The sequence below is a fragment of the Mesorhizobium sp. M0910 genome, assembly GCF_040319465.1.
Classification (GTDB): Bacteria; Pseudomonadota; Alphaproteobacteria; order Rhizobiales; family Rhizobiaceae; genus Mesorhizobium.
In genome coordinates this window covers 52,471-72,176 of the sequence record NZ_JAMYNZ010000015.1, presented here as the reverse complement: position 1 = coordinate 72,176, position 19,706 = coordinate 52,471, and the positions used below count along the sequence as shown (strand labels likewise).

22 protein-coding genes are annotated in these 19,706 nt (G+C 58.2%); 10 read left to right on the top strand and 12 right to left on the bottom strand.

The genetic code is table 11. The features are described 5' to 3' along the window. Positions 1-33 precede the first annotated feature (33 nt). Together NKH78_RS28180 and NKH78_RS28175 are read left to right on the top strand one after the other, a co-directional pair. Entirely contained in the window at positions 34-1,164 is a 1,131-nt protein-coding gene (locus NKH78_RS28180) for a LacI family DNA-binding transcriptional regulator (RefSeq protein WP_352706336.1), read from the top strand. Positions 1,165-2,139: 975 nt separating this feature from the next. Then, positions 2,140-2,286, top strand: coding sequence for a hypothetical protein (locus NKH78_RS28175; RefSeq protein WP_352739441.1), 147 nt, complete (start codon positions 2,140-2,142; stop codon positions 2,284-2,286). Positions 2,287-3,097: 811 nt separating this feature from the next. Here the strand turns inward: NKH78_RS28175 and NKH78_RS28170 are convergent. The 11 genes from NKH78_RS28170 to NKH78_RS28120 form a co-directional block, all read right to left on the bottom strand. Beyond that, positions 3,098-3,733, bottom strand: coding sequence for a ribbon-helix-helix domain-containing protein (locus NKH78_RS28170; protein ID WP_352739443.1), 636 nt, complete (start codon positions 3,731-3,733; stop codon positions 3,098-3,100). A gap of 216 nt (positions 3,734-3,949) precedes the next feature. Next, positions 3,950-4,543, bottom strand: coding sequence for a hypothetical protein (locus NKH78_RS28165; RefSeq protein WP_352739444.1), 594 nt, complete (start codon positions 4,541-4,543; stop codon positions 3,950-3,952). Continuing rightward, positions 4,540-5,130 carry a L,D-transpeptidase gene (locus tag NKH78_RS28160; protein WP_352739446.1) on the bottom strand — a complete coding sequence of 197 codons (591 nt, stop codon included), beginning with the start codon at positions 5,128-5,130 and terminating at the stop codon, positions 4,540-4,542. The genes NKH78_RS28165 and NKH78_RS28160 overlap by 4 nt, the downstream gene beginning before the upstream one ends. Further along, the gene (locus NKH78_RS28155; RefSeq protein ID WP_352739448.1) at positions 5,114-6,277 is read right to left on the bottom strand and encodes a CpaE/TadZ family protein; all 1,164 of its coding nucleotides are present in this window, start codon (positions 6,275-6,277) and stop codon (positions 5,114-5,116) included. Before NKH78_RS28155 ends, NKH78_RS28160 begins: the two co-directional genes overlap by 17 nt. Beyond that, on the bottom strand, positions 6,274-6,909 hold the full coding sequence (locus tag NKH78_RS28150) for a TadE/TadG family type IV pilus assembly protein (protein ID WP_352739450.1): 636 nt from the start codon (positions 6,907-6,909) through the stop codon (positions 6,274-6,276). Before NKH78_RS28150 ends, NKH78_RS28155 begins: the two co-directional genes overlap by 4 nt. 2 nt (positions 6,910-6,911) lie before the next feature. Beyond that, positions 6,912-7,424 carry a TadE/TadG family type IV pilus assembly protein gene (locus NKH78_RS28145; protein WP_352884832.1) on the bottom strand — a complete coding sequence of 171 codons (513 nt, stop codon included), beginning with the start codon at positions 7,422-7,424 and terminating at the stop codon, positions 6,912-6,914. A 20-nt stretch (positions 7,425-7,444) separates the two neighbouring features. Then, on the bottom strand, positions 7,445-8,929 hold the full coding sequence (locus NKH78_RS28140) for a TadE/TadG family type IV pilus assembly protein (RefSeq protein WP_352778842.1): 1,485 nt from the start codon (positions 8,927-8,929) through the stop codon (positions 7,445-7,447). 64 nt (positions 8,930-8,993) lie between these two features. Beyond that, positions 8,994-9,284 carry a hypothetical protein gene (locus tag NKH78_RS28135; RefSeq protein WP_352884831.1) on the bottom strand — a complete coding sequence of 97 codons (291 nt, stop codon included), beginning with the start codon at positions 9,282-9,284 and terminating at the stop codon, positions 8,994-8,996. Further along, a complete protein-coding gene (locus tag NKH78_RS28130; RefSeq protein ID WP_502899861.1) occupies positions 9,271-10,716 on the bottom strand; it encodes a type II and III secretion system protein family protein in 1,446 nt (481 codons plus the stop codon). Before NKH78_RS28130 ends, NKH78_RS28135 begins: the two co-directional genes overlap by 14 nt. A 54-nt stretch (positions 10,717-10,770) precedes the next feature. Next, entirely contained in the window at positions 10,771-11,808 is a 1,038-nt protein-coding gene (cpaB, locus tag NKH78_RS28125) for a Flp pilus assembly protein CpaB (RefSeq protein WP_352739459.1), read from the bottom strand. 83 nt (positions 11,809-11,891) lie between these two features. After that, on the bottom strand, positions 11,892-12,065 hold the full coding sequence (locus tag NKH78_RS28120) for a Flp family type IVb pilin (protein WP_352719138.1): 174 nt from the start codon (positions 12,063-12,065) through the stop codon (positions 11,892-11,894). A 537-nt stretch (positions 12,066-12,602) separates the two neighbouring features. Between NKH78_RS28120 and NKH78_RS28115 the strand changes: the two genes are divergently transcribed. The 7 genes from NKH78_RS28115 to NKH78_RS28085 all read left to right on the top strand — a co-directional run bounded on the left by NKH78_RS28115 (position 12,603) and on the right by NKH78_RS28085 (position 18,609). Then, positions 12,603-13,985, top strand: coding sequence for a TadA family conjugal transfer-associated ATPase (locus NKH78_RS28115; protein ID WP_352706318.1), 1,383 nt, complete (start codon positions 12,603-12,605; stop codon positions 13,983-13,985). Next, entirely contained in the window at positions 13,985-14,956 is a 972-nt protein-coding gene (locus NKH78_RS28110; protein ID WP_352542681.1) for a type II secretion system F family protein, read from the top strand. Before NKH78_RS28115 ends, NKH78_RS28110 begins: the two co-directional genes overlap by 1 nt. A 21-nt stretch (positions 14,957-14,977) precedes the next feature. After that, positions 14,978-15,919, top strand: a complete 942-nt coding sequence (locus NKH78_RS28105; protein WP_502899860.1) for a type II secretion system F family protein — start codon at positions 14,978-14,980, stop codon at positions 15,917-15,919. Between the two features lie 54 nt (positions 15,920-15,973). Next, positions 15,974-16,525, top strand: coding sequence for a tetratricopeptide repeat protein (locus tag NKH78_RS28100; RefSeq protein WP_502896167.1), 552 nt, complete (start codon positions 15,974-15,976; stop codon positions 16,523-16,525). A gap of 9 nt (positions 16,526-16,534) precedes the next feature. Beyond that, on the top strand, positions 16,535-17,041 hold the full coding sequence (locus tag NKH78_RS28095; protein WP_352706312.1) for a prepilin peptidase: 507 nt from the start codon (positions 16,535-16,537) through the stop codon (positions 17,039-17,041). A 121-nt stretch (positions 17,042-17,162) separates the two neighbouring features. Beyond that, positions 17,163-17,960, top strand: a complete 798-nt coding sequence (locus tag NKH78_RS28090; RefSeq protein WP_352884830.1) for a sterol desaturase family protein — start codon at positions 17,163-17,165, stop codon at positions 17,958-17,960. Between the two features lie 19 nt (positions 17,961-17,979). After that, positions 17,980-18,609 (top strand): methyltransferase family protein, encoded by a 630-nt coding sequence (locus tag NKH78_RS28085; RefSeq protein ID WP_352507990.1) that lies wholly within the window; start codon positions 17,980-17,982, stop codon positions 18,607-18,609. A gap of 109 nt (positions 18,610-18,718) precedes the next feature. On the opposite strand, the gene NKH78_RS28080 is transcribed toward NKH78_RS28085, so the two are convergent. Further along, the gene (locus NKH78_RS28080) at positions 18,719-19,003 is read right to left on the bottom strand and encodes a hypothetical protein (RefSeq protein WP_352507989.1); all 285 of its coding nucleotides are present in this window, start codon (positions 19,001-19,003) and stop codon (positions 18,719-18,721) included. Here NKH78_RS28080 and NKH78_RS28075 point away from each other — a divergent pair. Further along, the gene (locus NKH78_RS28075) at positions 19,002-19,691 is read left to right on the top strand and encodes a phosphatase PAP2 family protein (RefSeq protein WP_352823789.1); all 690 of its coding nucleotides are present in this window, start codon (positions 19,002-19,004) and stop codon (positions 19,689-19,691) included. The two genes, NKH78_RS28080 and NKH78_RS28075, sit on opposite strands and share 2 nt — an antisense overlap. Positions 19,692-19,706: the final 15 nt, after the last annotated feature.

The following is a 19,706-nucleotide window of genomic DNA, read 5'->3' as shown; positions in this document are numbered from 1 at the left end:
TAACTGCCGCTAGGTCCCCGTCACAACGCGCGCATGGGCGGCGGGGTTTGCCGAGTGACTCAAAGATCGTCGAAAAACGCAACTATCATAGAGGTCGCTCGCCGGGCCGGGGTGAGTTCCGCCACGGCCGGGCGTGTCCTTGGTGGGTACGGCTACAGCAGCCCCGAGGTTCAGGAGAAGGTGCGCGCCGCGGCAGCTGCGCTGGGCTATCGGCCCAATCGCCTGGCCAAAGGCCTGATCACCGGTAAGACGCAGACTATCGGAGTTGTCGTCGGCGACATCGAAAGCCCCTTCTATGCCAGCGTCCTGCGCGGAATAGGGGATGTCGCGCGCTGTGGCGGCTTCGGGGTTATCGTCACGAATAGTGACGAAAATGCCGAACTCGAGCGAGAGGCGGTGCAGCTCCTGCTGGAAAAGCAGGTCGACGGTTTAGTTGTCTCGTCGACTTTCGTGGACGAACCGGATCATCTTCGTGAGGCAGTCGCAGCCCGCTGTCCCGTCGTGCAGTTTGACCGCATGGTCGCGGGCCTGGAAACCGATACAGTGGTGGTCGACAATGTTTCCATAACGCGTAGCAGCATCGCGGCGATGATCGGCGCCGGACACAGCCGCATCGGAATTCTGGCGGAGCTCGGACCGGGCCAACGCGATGATGTTGGCTCGTTTGTGGCAAACGCCGATCTCTCCAGCGCTGATATTCGCTATCATCATCCAAGCTGGCAAAGGCTATTGGGTTACCTCGAAGCCCATCGCGCTGCGGGCATTACACCGGATCCGCAGTTGATCCGCCGCGTGGCGATCTATTCTAGCGAGGCGGCCCGCAAGGAGGCACTCGACCTGCTGACAATGCGCAATGCGCCGTCCGCCCTGTTTACCGCCGATGGCGTGATGTCGACAGGCGTTCTGGAGGCGACATCGGCACTGAAGCTTGCGATCCCGGGAAACCTTTCGCTGCTTTGCTTCGACGATCTCGACTGGATGCAATTCGTGGCCCACGGCATCACAGCCATCGCGCAGCCAGCACAATTGATCGGAGCGGCGGCGGCGGAGCTTCTCTTGAGGAGGTTAGGGGAGGCCAGTTTGCCTTTCGAGCACCGTGTGCTGGCGGCCCGCTTGGTGGAGCGTAATTCAATTGCGGTTCACCGCAACCGCGAGGCCGTCTGATCTCCGGCCGCGACGGTCTGGCTGGAGCTGAATTGCAGCGCGTCTATGCCGAGGTTGAGGCCATGCACGGATATTGACGTGTCGTATGTCTCTTCGCTTGCCTACAACAACATCGGCCATCGGGATCGGCTCGGCTGAATGACAGCCCAGGCGGACTGCTGGGCACGACTACTACTGCTTGCGATGCCTCGGCGTAAGCTGCGCAAGAAAACGGGTGAGAACATCCGGGTTCCGATTGCGGATCTCGATGTCGCTCTTGCGCCGGATTGCGCCGCGTACAAGTCTGGCGCCGAGATAGCGGAACGGCTCTGGAGGCAATGCCAGCCGCCGGTCGATGCCGACAAGACCGCTGGCGCTCCGCCGGTCCTTGCGCTGAGCACCAGACTGGCGAGCACGCGGCCGCCGATGGGCGTCTGTGCAATGCCGGTTCCGTTGAAGCCCATGTCATAGAAGATGCGGGATGACCGCGCAGATGATCGAAGACGGGAACATGCTCGGGCGCGAGCTAAAGCGATCTTAGCTATGCCTCAGAGTCCTGTCGGATCCGCCAACAATTCGCAAAGTGTTCGGGGTTCCAGTCGGGAGACCGCCAGCGGCTAATCACCCAATCGAGGGATATAGCTGCGGTGCCTACAGCACGAGATCCTTTTTCAAATGCACCAGTTCATTTTTTTGCAAAATTCGCGTGAAACAGCCGCTGTCGCCAGACAGAACAGCCCAAGCGAGCCGGCCCCAAGCCGCGCGGGGAGCGTTCAAGCCGTTTCCTGTAACGGAGCATCGCGCGCAAAGCTTCGCCGCAGCCAATCGAGAACAGCATGGAGACCGAACTTGTAGGCGTGCGAACCCAAGGTGCGGCGAACATCAAAGCTGCGGCATCGATGATGGAAATGGGCCCAATGACCCGTCTGCAGGGTAGCCAATAACTTGCCAAGGCTGCGCTGTTGACGGGCTCAGGTCTCGTATCGAAAGAGTCGTTTGTCGTTTGGCGCAGTCAAGTTCGAACCTGGAGTTTACGCCGATTTTCTGTTCGGCGACGGTATGGTGATCAGCCCGTATGCGCGAGCGGATATCCAGGAGCGCTTCGGCTATTCCAACACGGCAAGCGTTGAGGGCGAAGAGTGAGTTTGAAGACGCAGACTTCTCGTCGCAATGTCGCAATGTCGTCTGGGTTCAACGCTCAATCGACCACGCCCAGCAGTGAAATTCGCGGCAAGGTGGTCTCAAGACAGTTCCACTGTCAGCGGCAAGCCGGGTGTCAAGATCGCCTTCTGAATCATCGGACGAGGGAACACTCGCTAATCCGAATTGGCGAGCGCGGAGGAATACTGGTTTTTGCCCGCTGTCCTTGCTCGGCCCCTGCCAATGCGATCATTCAGGCCGTCGGGAGGTTCAGCCGATAATTCGCCTCTAGTCAGTGCCGCGACAAGTAAAGAGCAATCGAGCTCCTCGACGAACGTAACCTTCAGGTCACTTTGAGCTGCCATCCGAAGCGATCTCAGTCTTGCTGTTTTTTCGGTACGTTCGGCGTGCTCAGCCTCGGCAATTACCTTCGCGGATCGAGGAAGCTTACTATTTTGCAGCCAACACATGTGTTTCGATCCTGCGATATTTCTTCTTGCAGCTTGCGTAGCTTTTCCACGCGGATCTGCGCGATGATCACCCGAGTTCGGATCCAATTCCGTTTTTACGCTCGCCAAGCCTTCTCTGGCGCCAGTACGTCGTCATGCCCTCTCTCTTCGAGGTTGTCGCCCTTCATTGTAATGAATTCGGTTGATTGGCGATGGTAGAATCCGATCCTGCCAAACGGCGTGGGCCGTCGTGCTGGCCATAGCGGTCGGGTCCAAGCGAAGGCTCGCAGACAGTTCCTATTCGCCCTAAATGACACGAAGCATCTTCATCCCGGATTGAGCCTCGCTCCCCGGAGGCCGCAGCTCTAACTGTTGACGAACGCCATCAGCAACTCCGGTTCGGGTACGGGCGCCCGTACTATATTCAATTGACCTCGATACCGAAGTTCGCCGGCCCCGATTACAAAGCCGCTGGCGATCGGTACTTCGCCGGCGTCGAGTTGGGCAAAGATGTCGGCGACATTAAGATCCAGCGCCAGCTTGAGATTTAGTCGTGCATCATTGTTTGCTCCGATCGGCAACTGACGCTTGACCAATTGCTGGAACGAAGCATTGAACGTCAGGATCTTCTTCGATGACGCCAAGGCAAAAGCGGGCGAGGGGCAGGCAAGCAATATGGCATTGATCGTCCTGATCGATGCAAGCTTCCGCAGGACGATGTTTTCATCGGCGAGCCCGTTTATGCAGGCCACCCGTATCGCCGATGTCAGGTTACCAGTGTTGGTCGCACTTTCGGCGATCTCCTCGATCAGCATGCCGATCGTGCATTTCCTACTTTCAGCCATCTGCTTCAGAGATATCCAAAAAGCCTTTTCCAGACGGATGCCGCGGCGTATGCCGCCACGCGCGACCACCCGGAATTCCAGCCCGAAATCCTCTTTCGTGATCGTTAGAAGCAGCCGATCACGATTGGTGGGAGGAGAGGTGGCGATATCGCTCACTCATGATCTCCTGACGCCTTGATGATCGGCTTCAAAAGGTAACTCAGAGTCGTATTGCGACCCGTCTCGATGTCGACTGAGCACATCATGCCCCCGAATGACCGAATAAGTCTTGCCTCCCTTTCGAGCGTCGATTCGTCTGTCGCGACACGCGCGACGCCAAAAGTGGCGGACGATCTTGTCTGGCAAGCATTCCCTACGCTCCCGTATCCCGCTCTAATCGATCTTGCGATAATACACCTTGCCGTCAGGCTGCTCTATGCGCCGGTAGGAGGAGCTTGGGGCAGGAGGCACCGGTGCTGCGCTCCTCCTTTTGGGCGGGCGTGGTGCTTCGACGATACTGTGTTCGGTCGCTTCTTCACCATCGAGATCGCTGAGCGGCTCCGCCGTGGCGCTGGTCGTCTCAACAAGAGGCTCCGCCACGCTAGAAACGTCGTCGTGGACCAGCGGTAAGTTCTGTTCAATCCGGGCAATGCTGCCGTTGATCTGGCTGAAGCTACCCTGCAGTTGATTGTGCAGTTTTTCGAACCGGCTTTGAAAGCCGTTATTGACGGTGTCGAGCCGGGCCGCAATCCGTTGCTCGAACGATCCGAGCTGTTCCAGCCTCCCTTCGACAGAGCGCAGATCGTTGATGCCGCGGAAGAGATAGAACGCGGCTGTTAGATTTGCGGCTGTGATCAGCAAGGCGCCTGCAGCGACAACGCCGATCATCCTGGCATTGCTCGGTTTCCCAGCGACAGCTTGCTCTATAGGTTGGGTCGCCGGCCCAATGTCGATCGCCGGCATGTCCGGGTCGCTAATCATCGTCATTGGACCACCACCTTTGCACCGACCGAGACGCGCCTGAAAAGATCGATCACATCGGTGTTGGTAAGACGAAAGCATCCCGATGTGCCGTCGAAGCCAACGCCTGAAGGGTCGTTGGTGCCGTGTATGCGATAAAGCGTGTCGTGTCCGTCTCGGGATAAGTAGAGCGCCCGTGCGCCGAGCGGATTGTAGGGACCGGCCGGCACCATATCCGGCAGCTCCGGCTGGCGCGCGCGCATTTCTCTTGGTGGGCGCCATTCCGGCCATTCGGTTTTCGCCCCCACTTCAACGGTGCCGGTCCAGCCAAATCCGTCACGCCCGACGCTGATCTGGTAGCGCAGCGCCTCACCCTCTCGGGTCACAAGATAGAGCGCCTTCTCCTGCTTGCGGATAATGATCGTGCCCGGCTGTTCCGCGGTTTGGAAAACAACGAACTTGCGCAGGCTGGGGCCCATGGCTGGCAGCGGCGGCTGGTCCGATAGCGCGGAGCGGGCATCGGCGCAGTCCCAGGCCGATGCCCCCAATGCCAGGCCCATGATGCAGGCGCCCGCAAGCGTTGGAACGAAGCGATATCTATCGGGCAGTGTCATCGAGCCGCTCTTTGAACATCCGCTTCAAATCCTTGTTGAAGCGTGCCCGCCCGTCCACTTCGGAAGGCATGATGGCTCGGTTCAGCGCATCGGTCAGCAGCGCATTGTCCAGGGCAACCGATTTGATGTGCGGTGCCTTGAATATCTTTTCGAGTTCGCTGCGCGAAAAGTGGTTGCCGAACCATTTGCGCCTGTGCTTGTTGGCGACCAGCGTGATGTTCACCAAATTGCCGCGCAAATCGCGGATCTTCTTGTAGAGCCGCTTGCCCTGCCGCAGCGAGGCGACGTTGAGCTCGAACACGATGAAGATCGCGTCGCTCGTGGAAAGCACAGGATTCTGCCAGGGAGTTTCGATGTTGGGCAGGTCGATGACGATGTCATCGAAGCGATAGGCGACGAGGTCCAGCAGCCGGAACACGAAATCCGCGCCCTGCGGCTCGAATGGCAGTTGCGGCCTTTCGAAGGCGTACAGCGTCAGGCCGGACGGGCGCGAGAGCTTGATAACGTCCATCAGTTCGACATCGAGCCTTTCCGGCTGGCCGATGATGCCGGCAAGGTCGAACTGGTTGAAGAGGTTGAGATAGGCGCCACAATTGGCGCTTTGGAAGTCGAGGTCGACGAGGCAGGTCGAAGCTGCACGTTCGGCGGATTTCGAGGCCAGGAAGTCCGCGGCCGACAAAGCGAGCGTCGTGGCGCCGGCGCCGCCGCTAGCGCTGATGAAGGTGATGATGCGGCTCTTGGTGCCCTGGTTGCCGGTGTCGTGAAAGGTGACCGCATTCAGAAGCTCCTTGGCATCGAGTGGTTTGTGCAGCCAGTCCGAGGCGTTCATGCGCACCAGGATGCGCGTCTGTTCAGAGGTCAGCTCGTCTGAAACCGCAATCAGCGGCACGGCCGCCCACAGGGCGCGCCCCTCGACAATGCCGGGCTTGCCAAGCAGATCGCCATTGGCAAGATCGAGGATTACGATGCCCGGCCGCGTGTCGGGGGTCGGGCCTTTGAGAAAGTCATCCGTTTCGGAAATCCGGACGTCATAGATCGCCAGCGCATCGAGCCGCGTCGCCACGTCATGCTTGAACTGCGAATCCGACGAGAACAGGGCGACCTGCTTTCGTTTGGTTGGGAGAACCTTGGTGTTGATAGCGTTCATGGTGATGTGCTCTTCAGGTCTTCGCCCGTAACCGTGCTTAGCATGGACGGCATGGTGACGTTCGCAAAGCCCATCAGCCCTTGCAGAAAGAAGAACTGAAAGGTCACGTTTTGAAGACTTACGGTGATTGTCGGCACCGGTCCGCCCAGCCGGGTCTGATAGCTCAAGCCAGTCGCGCTGTAGGTGACCACCACGTTGTCGCGGCGCAAGCGCGGAAAGAAGTGGCACATCCCGGGCCGTTGATTTGCTGCGAGTGGGGGACAGGCATCATCGTTGGTGTTTGCCGTGTCCCCGCGGAAGACACGGCTGAAGTTGGCGGCATTGAATGCGCCCCCGTTGGTACAAGCCCCTGTGCCAGCAGTATATGTGCAGACGAAGGGGCCATATGCCGCGGCAACGACAGGCGCACCCGGTGTCGTCGTCGGCGCCGCAGTCGCAAGGGCCGTCGCAATGGGGTCTGAAATCGAGGCCAGCCGGGCGCCGAGCTGGACCGCCTTGGTAGCAGCGTTCCATTGGTAGAAGGCGTGAGCGAAATCGACGAAACCGAGGACAAGGGCAAACAGCAGCGTCGAAACGATGGTCATTTCGACCATCGCCGCGCCGTCGTCCGATTCCGCAAAACGCTTGATCATGATCAGAACCGGATCAGCCGCTCCTCATGAGAGCCGTTCAGCGTGATCGGGCCGAGGCCGATGATCGATAGCATGCCGACCCCGCTGTACGCCAAGGTACCCGCAGCCCTGACGATACAGACCTGCGCGGTGGTTGATCGATATTGGGCGACGCCGGCGACCACAGCGTCATGGCAGGAACCGGCGGCAGCGATTGTCACCGTCACATTCGATTTCTGCCAGCCGCCGACGCGTGCACTGCCTGTTCCCGCCGCATTGCCGAACACCGCGATATTTGCAGCAATGTCGGCGCAGTTGATCGCCGCAAGCCCGGCTTGTGTATACAATTGGCTGTTGCAGCGCGCGGCGAAGCGGCTTGCATCTGAAAGCCCGGCTTCCATCAAGAGTTTTTCGTGAATCAGATTACCGAACTCGAACACGCCACCCGCCAAAATCAGCATCAGCGGCGTGATCAGCGTCATTTCGATGAGCACTGCACCGCGCTGGTCGTATCGAAATCTATCGAGATGACGCAATAGAATTCCAATCATCGCCATCACCGGTAAAGCTGAGCTTCGTCGCGGAGGAAATTGTCTAGCGTGCCTTGGCCACCACCCCCAGTAACGTCTACCAGTTCAACCATCACGGATGCGTCTTCCGACGGCGACGCAACCGGTTCAGTGAGCAAAAAGCTTGCAAAAGCTTCGACCGGCAGACCCGTGCTGTGGCCGGACAGATCGCTGCCGGCTGCTTGGAGTGCATTGCAGTTCAGGATCGCGCCGTAAATCAACCGACGGTCAACCGTCGTGACAGGGGGTTGGCAAGCTGCCGACGGGGTTCCGATCTCTCCACCGGTCGACGCCGTGCCTACCAACCCGGCCGATATTTCGTAACGGTAGACCTGATAGCGCGTCGGCTTGGTCGTATTCCATGAGGATGGATAGGCAGCGGAGCCAAAGTTGGTGCTCCAGTAACCAGAGAAATTCCAATTTCCATCGCCCATTCGGCCGCCGAGGTATGGAGTGGTCGCGTCGCGCGGAAGGCCCATTGTTCCAGCTTCGGTGAATGAAAGTTGGTTCATGGAAGGACATTGGTTTGCGCTCCCTCGGGTCTTAATTGCCCCTTTGCGGACGTTCGCGGCTGGACCGTATTCGGCACTATCAAAATGGTTGCCGCTTGCCGCAATGCCGAAACGAACATTGAAGGCGTCTTGCACTGGGCCGGCGTTCTGGCCAGTCTTCGTGCTAACGCTAGCGGAGCTGTAGCAACCAATCGGCCTTGATGTTGCAATCGTTTGCGCGAGAGCTTGAGCACCGTTGCCCACACCGGCCGGAGGTTCGAGGAAACCGAAGTTGCCAGGACCAGCGGCAGCCCCGTTTCCGACCTTCCTCAGTTCGATCAGTCGACGATGGACAGCCGGATTTGCGATGGCTTGCTCAAGTGTGTATCCGCCCGCTGCATTCGTCCCGTTCACCGTCTCGTAGGGGTTGCACATAAAGACCGGCGTGAAATCGCAGACGGCGGAGGTGAAGCCCGCCACGGCGACTGCGCCGACATTGAAACTGTTGCTGGCGCCGGATGACAAGAAGGAAGCCGGGAAGATTGCGGCAAACCCGACCGGGGTTACAGTGACTTCAACAAAACGGGCAAGTTTGGCGTCATTCAGCTCGTCGGTGATCACATTGGCGGGCACAATCGGGAGATTGTCGGTGGCCGGCAACGAGCGAAGATATCGGCGTGTTACTCCGGCAGAAGCGAGCATTTGAGGAGGGCCGGCGGTCGAGAAGGTGTATCGATTGCTTACCAGCGTAGCGATCGCCCTGTCAGCACGGCTGATAGAGTCCGACGTCCCATCCAGCTCAGCCGCGCCCGCCAGCGCAAACGCATCAGCCCCCTTCTGCAGATCGTTGTGCAGATTGTTGACCCGGCTCATGTCGATCACCAGCAGAGAAAACCCGATGATCGCCGGCAGCATGACGCTGACCAGTATCAGCGCTATTCCCCTCTGATCGTGCCAGAACGCGCGAACAATACGCAGCATGGCCTTGCTCTTTTGCTCTTTGGCGCCAGGATCCCTCGTTTACCTGACGCGCTGATCCTTCCGTTCAATCCGCTGTGTCTTTCGGCGTCCCGACATTGACCGTTATCGCTGGCGGCGGCGGCGGTGGCGGTGGGAACTTGTAACTCTGGGCAAGAGCAGCAGCGCGCGCGCCATCCCCTTCAATAGTGGTCTTTTTCGACGCCGGATTGAGCGGGTCGACCGTCTGCAGAAGCGAATTGTATTTCTGGGTGTCGCCCGCGGCCAATGTCACCGTGTCGTAGCGGTTCAGATAGTCGGCGCAGCCCGTCAGCCCGCTGGCGCACAAAAGCATGATCAACACCCTATTTCTTGACATAGATCATCTTGTCCTTGGATTTCACGTCGAGCATGTGGCCATAGGGGCCGACGACGCCTTCGCCTACTTCATATTTGCGCACCATGTCCTTGGTTACTTCCAGTTGGCCAAGCACGAAAAATTCCGGGTCGTTGGCCGGCCGTGTCTTGTCGAATGGGGTCGCCAGTTGCTCGCCGGGCTTCACTGGGCGAACAATATGCGGGGTGACGATGACGACCAGTTCGGTCTCTTCCTTCTGATTGCTTGAATTGTGGAACAGCGCGCCGACAATCGGCACTTGGCCCAGCCATGGTACCTGCCTCTGGATTTTGGTATTCTTGCTGGACAAAAGCCCGCCGACGGCGAAACTCTGACCGTCGCGCAACTCGACGACGGTCGCCAGCTTGCGGGTGGTGAAGATCGGGTCACCGGCCGGCGTGAAGCCGTTCAGGTCGCTTACCTCCGGCGCTAGCTTGATATGGATCTTGACGTCGTTGAGCACGATCGGCGTGAACTGCAGATTTACGCCGAACTGCTTGTACACAATGTTGATCTGGCCATCGCTGTCGAGGCTGCGGATGGGTACTTCACCGCCGGCGTTGAAGCTGGCCGGCTCGCCGGAAAGTGTGGTGAGATTGGGCTCGGCCAACATGCGCACGACACCCTTTGCCTCAAGCGCCTCGATGATCAGATCGACCTTGATGTTGCTGTCGATGACGCGAGTGATCAGCGCCGCGAATGGATTGGTGTTCGACAGCAGGCCAGTGAGCAGACCGCCCGGTCCGAGCACCACGTTATCTTCATCGACGGCGGCAATGCCCGTTCCAGTTCGTGTCGTTCCGCTGTTGTTCGTGCTCCGGATCGACACACCAAGGTCACGACCGGCATTGCGCTTGGCCTCAAGCACGCGCACTTCCAGATTAACTTGCTGGCTGTCATCAACGGTAACGGCATTGATAATCGCGTCGGGACCGTATTGCTGGGCCACTTCCAGGATCGACGCCAGCGTGGCGCCGTCCTTCACATGCCCGCCAAGCCGGACCTTGCCATTGACCGAACCGATATCGATCCGCGATCTGGGCGCTACCTGCCGAATTGCCTGCGCCATATCATTGACGTCGACGCCGACCTCGATCTGGATTACGCCAAGCGAGCGCTTGTCTTCGGAAAAGAGATTGACGGTGGTGGTACCGGCGCCCTTGGCAATGACGTAGAGCGTCTTGTCGGTCATCGGCTGGGCATCTGCGATCTTCTCGTCGGCGACGACGATATCGCCAAGAGTGGCATTCACCTCAATCGTCAGCGATTGCGACATGGGCAGGAAGACACGATGGACCTTGGGGTTCGACACGTCGATACGGCGATCGGCTGCCGTAGCCTCAAGGCCGATCGGCAGTAATATCACCGAACAGGCCAGCGCGGCGGCTGCCAGTGTTTTCCGGACCGTTCGCATCTGCATTCCCCCTTTTGGCGGCTCTTCGGACGCTCTTTATCCCATATACCAGAGTTATCTTTGTCGCGGTACGTCATATGTTTCGAGCTTCACGCCCCGAAAAACGCCGATAGTCGCACGGGCTGACGGCTCCGGCTGCACATATTTGATCACTTCATTAACGACCTCTTGCGCTTCGGGTGCCGAGGTCACGGCCGGAGCAGGCTTTGCTTTGCTCAAGTCGTCGAGCCGGCTTCCGACCTGTTCGACGGCCCGAGTCAGGCCATTGATCTTGTCGTCGGCTCGCTTGCGCTCGGCTGCCGCAGCAGCATCCGCCGTCGCCTGCCTGGCGAGTTCGGCTTGCCTGGCTGCGACATCGGCCGGCGTTTCGCCGGTCAGGTCGGAAAGCGTGATGCGTTGGGTGATCTCGTCCTTGCCGGCTGCTGCCTGGCGAAGCGCCAGCGACAACTGGCCGGCGCCGGCGGCCAGCGTCAGCTTCTGAGCGTCCTTGGTGCTAGCCTCTACGGTCACCGATTTCACCACCGTCGGACTGTCCGTGCTTTCATCAGCGACCTGGTCGACGGCGAGCACCTTCATGCTCTGCAACAGCACGTCGACGAAACTCTGGTCCGCACCTCCAGGATTGCGCACGGTGCGGGTCAAGAGCACATCGACCCGATCACCTGGGAAAACGAATCCTGCGACCCCGAGCACATCGTTGACTCTGATGGAAACAGCTTTCATGCCTTCGCCGAGCACCGCCGAAAGAGTGGCGCGCTGGCCGGGACCGGTAATCTTGGTGGCAAGAACGGGTTCATTGGCGCCGATCGCCTGCAGCGCCTGCTTTGTGCCTTCGCCAGCGAGTAGATCTTTTGTCGTCTTGAAAGCACCGGCCGGAACCGCGCCCGCCGGCCATGTAATTTCACGCAGCTTATCGGCCGACAGCGTGTCGCCGAATTTCAAAGACACGGCCGCCACCACAATGGTGTCGCGCGGCACGTCCGTGTTCGCCATAGCGCTGCGTTGACTGGTCAGCCAGATATTGGCGAGAACCACTGCGAGCACGCCGAATACGCCGGCGAGAACGATCATAATGACAGTGTTTGCACGCACTTTCTTTCCCCGCCAGACTCCTTCACCCACCGCCTGGATCGACGCCGGGAGACCTCCCGGCGTCAATGATGACAATCAGGATATCACGGCAGCGCCGCCTGGAGCGTTGTCCACTGGCCGGTAACCCAGCCACCGACAAGAATGATGGTGGCGATCACTGCGACAGTGATGATGCCGAGCAGGATGGTATATTCGACCATGGCAGCGCCGTGTTCGTCGTCGCGAAACTGCCGGGTCATCGTCATGAGCCTTTTCATGCCAATTTCTCCCTTTGGAGGTTCAAACCCTGACGAGACGAGCCAAGGATGAAATCGCATACCTAAGCATCCTCCGTCGACTTAATCCTAGGGGCCGATAAAAAGCAGAGTCAAATAAGTTAACGGTTCTTTGACTTCTTTATACCTGGCTGTGCCTGAAATAGTAATAACGTTTCGAGATTCTGTCTGCAGCAAGACGTTGAATCTGCCTGCTTTTCGCCTGTCTGTAACCATCCGTTCACAATTTCGCCGCGCCTGTGGCAGAAGCGAGGCGATATTAGCGGATAGGCATATGCCATTATATCCAAGGCCTTGCCGGAGCCCGTAAAGCGCCTTGTGGTCAAAAAGACACAGGGGATGTTTTGGCAGGCCCTTGTATACTTACGGCCGGACGCCTCCTTCGAATAGATGAGATGTTTTTTTGACCTAAGTGTTAACTGTGCAAGAGCATTGAGTTCGTGGAAGTGCTTGGTGCTGTCGTCTTGCGGGGTTGACGTTTAGGTTCCCCCAACGCGTGTCCAAGGGGGGTAGCGCAAAATGCTGGGCCGATTCACGAAAGGGCCAAGCGAGCCGCGGGTCGAGCCGAAGCTTGATCCGATCGTGCCGGCAGTCCCCGTACTGTCCCGTTCTGCGGAATTCGAATCGCCGGGGGATGATTTCCTTACGCTCAAGGTCGAGCTCCACCGCCACTTGATTGATCGCTTCAACCTGACGGCCCTTGAAAGTGCGTCCAAGGAGGAAATCCTGAACGAGATCCGCCCCATAGTGCGGGAATTCGTTCGTGCTCGCAACGTGCCGCTTAACGCCCGCGAACTTGACCAATTGACCAGCGACACCGCTGACGAGATGCTCGGGCTGGGTCCGATCGAGCCTTTGCTCAAGGATGATTCGATTTCCGATATTCTGATCAACACCCACAAGCGAGTCTTCATCGAGCGGCGGGGAGTCATAGAGGAGACGGCGATCCGCTTTCGCGATGAAGCCCATCTGCTACGTGTCATCAACAAGATCGTCTCGGCTATCGGCCGGCGCGTCGATGAATCGGCGCCAATGGTCGATGCGCGGCTGGAAGATGGGTCGCGAGTCAATATAGCTGTGCGGCCGATCTCGGTGGATGGCCCGCTGGTCTCGATTCGCAAGTTCTCCAAGAACCCCTATTCGCTCGAACGTCTGATGGCGTTTAATTCGATCCGGCAACCGATGGTCGACCTGTTGCGCATTGCCGTGCAGGCCCGCAAGTCGATCCTGGTTTCGGGCGGCACAGGCAGCGGCAAGACGACCCTGCTCAATGCCCTGTCGAGCTACATCCCAGCCAGGGAGCGCCTGATCACCATCGAGGACGCAGCGGAACTGCAACTGCAGCAGCCGCATGTGGGCCGTCTCGAGACGCGTCCGCCCAATGTTGAGGGAAAGGGCGAAGTTCGCCAGCGCGAATTGCTAAAAAATGCGCTTCGCATGCGGCCGGACCGCATCATCGTCGGTGAGGTGCGAGGCGAGGAAGCCTTCGACATGCTGCAGGCTATGAACACCGGCCATGAAGGTTCAATGACCACCATTCATGCCAACACGCCCCGAGATGCGATATCGCGATTGGAACAGATGGTCGGTATGGCCGGCATGCCGATGAGCCACGATTCAATACGGGCTCAGATTGCCTCGGCCATCGACATCATTGTGCAGACGCAACGGCTTTCCGATGGTGGAAGGCGGGTTGTTTCCATATCAGAACTCACCGGTATGGAAGGCAATGTCGTACAGGTTCAGGAACTTTACCATTTCGTCCGCCGCGATGTGACTGCCGAGGGCCAGATCGTTGGTGAATTTCGGGCGACCGGCATTCGTCCGCGCTTTGCCCAGGAAGCGGCGACCCTTGGCCATCAGTTCGCCAGGGACGCGTTCAACCCACAGGTCCCGCTCTAATGTTGACCGGCCAGACATTGCTCTACTTCATCTATGTACTGGCGGCTGCCTCGCTCATCCTCGCGGCCGAGGCTCTGTATGTGACTTACTCCAAGCGGCGCTCAACGGTCAGCACGATCAACCGTCGACTGAAGCGGCTCGCCGACGACGCTCCGGCCGAACAGACCTTGCAGCGATTGCTGCAAGAACGTGGGCTTACCAGCTCGGGCGACTTTCTTTTCAATGCGGTCGGCCTGAACAGGCTGTACACGCAATCCGGCGTTACCGGAAATCCGCTGTCGTTCGTCGCGACATTTGCTCTCGGTGGACTGGCCCTGGCACTGGTATTTGCGTTCCTGCTGCACTTCTCCGCCGTGTTTTCGTTTATCATCTTTCTGCTCATCGTATTCCTCCTGCCGTTTCTGGTTCTCCGCCGCGCGCGCGCCAGGCGAATCCAGAAATTCGCGAAGCAATTGCCGGATGCCCTTGAGATGATCGTGCGTTCGCTGCGTGCCGGTCATCCGACTTCCGTGGCTATAAGCCTTGTCGCACGAGAAATGCCTGATCCGCTGGGCACCGAATTCGGCATTGTTTCCGACGAGATCACCTTTGGCCTCAGCCTTGAAAACGCGGTGCGAAAACTCTCGCAGCGCGTCGGTTTCGAAGGTCTGCATTTGCTGTCGGTGTCGCTGTCGATTCAGGCCAAGACCGGCGGCAACCTTACCGAAATTCTGTCGAATCTCTCAGTGGTGCTGCGCGAAAGGCAGAAACTCAGGTTGAAGATTAGGGCGCTCTCTGCCGAGGGGCGAATGTCCGCGTGGATCATTTCCCTGTTTCCTCTTTTGATGCTCGCCATCCTCACGGGCCTAGCCCCCAGCTACTACGGTGATGTATGGGGCAGCCCCTTGATCATGCCTGTATTCTTGGTTTTCGGGTTCTGGGCGCTGCTCGGCGACTTCATCATGTACCGTATGGTCAATTTCGATTTTTGAGCGATCGGAGCTATAGAAGTTGTGACCCAGGATCTGAGCCTTCTGGTGTCCATCGCCGTCTTCCTGGCGGCCGTAGCGCTGTTTCTGGTGGGCGCGCTCGTCGTCTTGCCGGCGCTGCAGACGAGGAAACTGGTTGCGCAAAGCCTGCTGGCAGAGGGCATTCCCAACCGCCGCTCGCTTTTGGGCCAGGAAGAACTGGCCAAGATTTCAGCACAGCGGCCGGTCGACGCCTATTTCAGATCGATCGAAAAAGAACGCGACCAGCCCAGCGCGCTGGACGCAAAGCTCTTTCGCGCCGGCTTCTATCAGTCAAGCGCGCCAATGATCTATACTCTGTCGCGTCTTGGTGCGGTCTGTCTTGGCTTTTCCGTGACGTTTGCGCTCCTGTCGCGGATATTGCCACCCGGACTTCCCGGTCTTGTCACCTTTGCAGGCTCTGCCCTGCTTGGGCTGGGATGCATCGTCATTCCGAGCATTGCTCTCGATCGATTCGAAAAGGGACAAAAGCAGATTTATCGTCGCGGCTTTCCGGATTTCATGGACATGATGATCACCTGCGCCGATGCCGGCATGAGCCTCGAGGCGGCTGTCGAGCGTGTCGGCAGCGAACTGGCTGGCACCCACAGATGGCTCGGTATCCAACTCGCGATCATGAATCTTCAGTTGCGCGCGGGCAAGCCGTTGCGCGAGGCCCTGCGCGAACTATCCGACCGCGTTGGACTGGAGGAGGCGCGCGCGCTGGCTGTGCTGTTCCGTCAATCCGAAGAGCTCGGCACCAGTTTGACGGACGCCTTGCGCGTCTACAGCGACGAAATGCGGGGACAAAGAATTCTCTTCGCCGAGGAACGCGCCAACGCTTTGCCTGTCAAGATGATGATACCACTGGGGCTATGCATCTTTCCTGTTGTGATGATGGTTGTGATGCTTCCAGTGATCATTCGAATGAAGGGCATTTTCTTCTAGACCGGGATGTGCTTTGGTCAGGGGACGGGATCGGAAAGATCCCTGGGGGATAAAATGAAAAGGCCAATGTGCCTCGTTGCCGCTGCCAGTTTGCTGGTAGTCGTGCTTTCCGGATGTCAGTCGAATGCGACGGATCCAACGGGAGTCGTCCGCACTAACGAGCCGGCGAAAGTGGAGCTTACTGCCTTCGGCGATACCTTCGACGGACTGAAGACGGTCAGCGACGTCGAATATTATGCCTCCGACCAAGCCGTTGCCGAAGCCAAGAACCAGTTCCGCTCGGAAAATTATGGCAATGCGGGCGCCCTGTTCTACAAGGCAACGCAACTTGCCCCCAACGATGGTGTCGCATGGCTGGGCCTCGCCGCCTGCAGCGACCGCATCCACCGCTTCGATCTCGCCGACAGGGCTTATGGCCAGGCCTTCCGGCTGATTGGGCCTACGCCCGAATATTACAATAACGTCGGCTATTCCTATCTGCTGCGCGGCAAGCTGCAGGACGCGCGCAGCAATTTCCTTAAAGCGTACGAACTGGCTCCCAACGATCCGACCGTCGCCAACAATTTGCGACTCCTGTCATCCAGCGTGAAGAACCTCGAACGGTAAGGCGCTAGCATGTTGCTTGCCGGAGCGCTGCTGATGAAAGGGCTGGCGGTTTCTTTGCTGGCAAGGGTTGCATGGCTCGACTTCACCACCCAAAAAATATCTAACCGCGACGTGCTGCTGCTTTTGTGCCTTGGGGTGGGTTCGCTGCAGTTTGTGTCGATCCTCACCGGGTCGTGGTGGGACATGGGCCTGAGCGCGCTTGCCGGCCTTCTGCTGTTCGTTGCGCTTTTCCCGTTCTGGGCCATCCGCAAGGTCGGCGCCGGCGATGTCAAGCTGATGGCGGTGATTTCGTTTCTGATCGGCGGCAGCGGGCTCCTGGTGTTTTCCGTGCTGTTGCTGGTCTTCGCGCTTGCGACCGCGTTAGTCGTGAAGAACCCCTTGATGCTGCCCGAAGGCGCCTTCCGCCTCTACGTTCAGCATCTGGATCGCAAAGGCGTCGTCCCTTTCGGTGTGCCGATCTCGATCGCCGCTATCTGCACGCTAGGGCTTCAGATCTATGGCAACGCACGGTTCTAGGCGGGCTCTCAGTCTGACATGTTTGGCGCGCAAACTAACTTTCAATCAACCTGTGAGAGATCATTAGCTTGCGCTCAAATTGGCGAAGTGCTTGGATTGCGTCTTGCCGGCGGGACGCCGTATGGACATTCTGAATATCAAAGCGCTCTTAATTGCGGTTCTGATCTTCGTTCCGATCGAATACCTGTTCGCTCTGCGCCCCCATCAGAAGATATTTAGGAAAGCCTTCTTCAATGATCTCGTCTATGCGCTGTTTAATGGCATCCCGATAAGCCTTGGCCTGATCGCGGCTATCACGGTAGCAACGAGTACGGTGGGGCGGCTGGTGCCGGCCTATGTCGGCAGCGCAGTATCATCGCAACCTGTTTGGCTCCAGGTATCAGAGATCATTGTCATTGCGGACGTTGGCTTTTACCTGGCCCACCGCACCTTTCACGCCGTTCCCTTTTTGTGGCGCTTCCATTCGATTCATCACAGCATTGAAGAACTGGACTGGTTGGCGGCGCACAGGGTTCATCCTGTTGACCAGGCTCTGACAAAGTGCGCGTCGCTCGTGCCTGTATATCTGCTGGGTTTCAGCAGCCCGGCGATCGCCCTGTTTGCAATAATTTTTCACGTCCACGGACTTCTGCTGCACGCCAACGTCAGGCTGAATATCGGCCCGCTTCGGTGGTTGATCGCGTCACCCCAGTTCCATCATTGGCATCACGCTCACGAGCGCGCGGCATACGACAAGAACTTCGCAGGTCAACTTTCATTGATCGATGCGCTCTTCGGAACGATGTACCTGCCCGGTAACGCTGTCCCGGAGCGCTATGGCGTCGATGATCCGATTCCATCAACTTACGTCGAGCAACTCGCCTATCCAGTGATTCCGAAGGGCAGAATCAATGAAGCTCCCTCCGCCAGAGATACGTGATTTCGCCGGGCGTGCAACGATGACACTCTACTTCACGTTCTGCGCGACTTTGAAGGCCGCAACGTTCTTGGTAGCTCTTGCCGGCGCAGAATGGACTGTGGCGTGGATTATCGATCTCACCGCAGATGTCGCCGCTCTCGGCTTTCTCGTGCTCGTCGTTGTGATGACAGTGGCGCGTCTTCCGCCCCTGGGAACAGCGCACGGAATTGAACCCCGAATCTCTGCGCTCATCGGATGCTTTGCCACCGCAACTTTGATCGCGGTCCCTCGCATCCAGGCAGCTCCGCAGATCGAGTTTGTTGCGGACCTGACCACCATAGTTGGTTTCGCTCTTTGCATCTTGTGCCTGTTCTGGCTTGGCAGATCCTTCAGCATCACCGCGCAGGCCAGGCGGCTCGTCACGGCAGGGCCTTACCAGATCGTGCGTCACCCGCTCTACGTCTGCGAAGCGATCGTCCTGCTCGGCATTCTTCTCGGCAACGCGACATGGGCGACCGTCGCAATCTGCGCGATTGCCCTGGCTTTCCAATATCGGCGGCTCGTGAACGAGGAGAGGGTCTTGCGAGCGGTGTTCCCCGAATACGAAGCCTATGGGCAGACCACGCCAATGCTCATTCCGTCTTTATCCTCATTGTGCCGATGGCAGTGACTGTGCCCCATGCTGACCTGCAGTGTACAGATGTAAGGGCATGCCTGGTGATCTTACACGGCGGCGTTAGGAATGCTTCATTGGCTGACGGAGGTGTTGAAACTCGAAATCACTTAGTAACTATTGCCTTGGTCACAGCTCTTTTCGGGCTGATTGACATTTTTTGGTTGCCATTTTCTACAGTCGATTTTTCACCGAGGAACTGGGTTGACATAGGCAAGGTGGCCCTTGTCCTCAGCGCATCTTGGATGGCATCGGCAATTGCCCTCCATAGATTGAGATCTGATACAAGCCCAATCGCCAGCATAATCAAACATCTTTGTGGCTGCTTGAGAATCCTGGTCGTTTCCGCAGTTGCATTCATACCGCTCGCCATTTCAACCACCGTCTTCATGTACCTGGCGTCGGCCACCTCAAGGCCGCTGGCAGACCCGGTTCTAGCTTCTATCGATTCCTGCCTCGGTTTCGACTGGCGGTGGTTTCTGGCCACGACCAACCAGCCGACTACAGCATCCGTCCTGGTTTTTGCTTATCATGTGCTGGCGTTTCAAATGCCGCTCGTTTTGTTAGTCCACGCGGTGAGAAACCAACGAGAACGAGCACTGGAGTTTGTGGCTCTTCTAGCGGTTGCCTCGGTCTTCACGGGCGCACTGATGGCGTTGGCGCCAGCTGAAGGCGCTTATGCCTATTTCAAGCCGGCGCGCGGGCTATTTTCGAACTTCACCACTGATGCCGGAATGTGGCACCATCATGTGCTTATGGCGCTGCGATCAGGCGAGCCGTTTGATCTAATTATGACTAAAGGCACAGGGCTCGTCACGTTCCCGTCGTTCCACACGGCACTTGGATTGGCATTGGTCTATGCCGCGCGGACCATCCGGCCACTTTTTGTCGTGTTGGCCATGGTGAATGCCGCCATGATTGTGGCCACTCTGCCTGAAGGCGGTCATCATTTAATAGATGTAATCGCCGGCATAATCATCGGTATTCTCTCCATCATTGCCGTCAAGATGCCTAGCTATGCTCGCGGAAAGGCCGACCGCGTTGCGAGATCAGCCGTGGGATCGGACGCGGACCACTGAATTGGCCACGGGCCG

Coding starts and splice junctions, on each gene's coding strand:
- NKH78_RS28140 (WP_352778842.1), bottom strand. CDS start 8,929: ATGCTGCGTATTGTTCGCGCGTTCTGGCACGATCAGAGGGGAATAGCG.
- NKH78_RS28135 (WP_352884831.1), bottom strand. CDS start 9,284: ATGTCAAGAAATAGGGTGTTGATCATGCTTTTGTGCGCCAGCGGGCTG.
- NKH78_RS28160 (WP_352739446.1), bottom strand. CDS start 5,130: ATGACACTGCCCGATAGATATCGCTTCGTTCCAACGCTTGCGGGCGCC.
- NKH78_RS28155 (WP_352739448.1), bottom strand. CDS start 6,277: ATGAACGCTATCAACACCAAGGTTCTCCCAACCAAACGAAAGCAGGTC.
- NKH78_RS28090 (WP_352884830.1), top strand. CDS start 17,163: ATGGACATTCTGAATATCAAAGCGCTCTTAATTGCGGTTCTGATCTTC.
- NKH78_RS28165 (WP_352739444.1), bottom strand. CDS start 4,543: ATGACGATGATTAGCGACCCGGACATGCCGGCGATCGACATTGGGCCG.
- NKH78_RS28085 (WP_352507990.1), top strand. CDS start 17,980: ATGACACTCTACTTCACGTTCTGCGCGACTTTGAAGGCCGCAACGTTC.
- NKH78_RS28075 (WP_352823789.1), top strand. CDS start 19,002: ATGTACCTGGCGTCGGCCACCTCAAGGCCGCTGGCAGACCCGGTTCTA.
- NKH78_RS28110 (WP_352542681.1), top strand. CDS start 13,985: ATGTTGACCGGCCAGACATTGCTCTACTTCATCTATGTACTGGCGGCT.
- NKH78_RS28150 (WP_352739450.1), bottom strand. CDS start 6,909: ATGATCAAGCGTTTTGCGGAATCGGACGACGGCGCGGCGATGGTCGAA.
- NKH78_RS28120 (WP_352719138.1), bottom strand. CDS start 12,065: ATGAAAAGGCTCATGACGATGACCCGGCAGTTTCGCGACGACGAACAC.
- NKH78_RS28080 (WP_352507989.1), bottom strand. CDS start 19,003: ATGAAGACGGTGGTTGAAATGGCGAGCGGTATGAATGCAACTGCGGAA.
- NKH78_RS28180 (WP_352706336.1), top strand. CDS start 34: ATGGGCGGCGGGGTTTGCCGAGTGACTCAAAGATCGTCGAAAAACGCA.
- NKH78_RS28100 (WP_502896167.1), top strand. CDS start 15,974: ATGAAAAGGCCAATGTGCCTCGTTGCCGCTGCCAGTTTGCTGGTAGTC.
- NKH78_RS28130 (WP_502899861.1), bottom strand. CDS start 10,716: ATGCGAACGGTCCGGAAAACACTGGCAGCCGCCGCGCTGGCCTGTTCG.
- NKH78_RS28095 (WP_352706312.1), top strand. CDS start 16,535: ATGTTGCTTGCCGGAGCGCTGCTGATGAAAGGGCTGGCGGTTTCTTTG.
- NKH78_RS28115 (WP_352706318.1), top strand. CDS start 12,603: ATGCTGGGCCGATTCACGAAAGGGCCAAGCGAGCCGCGGGTCGAGCCG.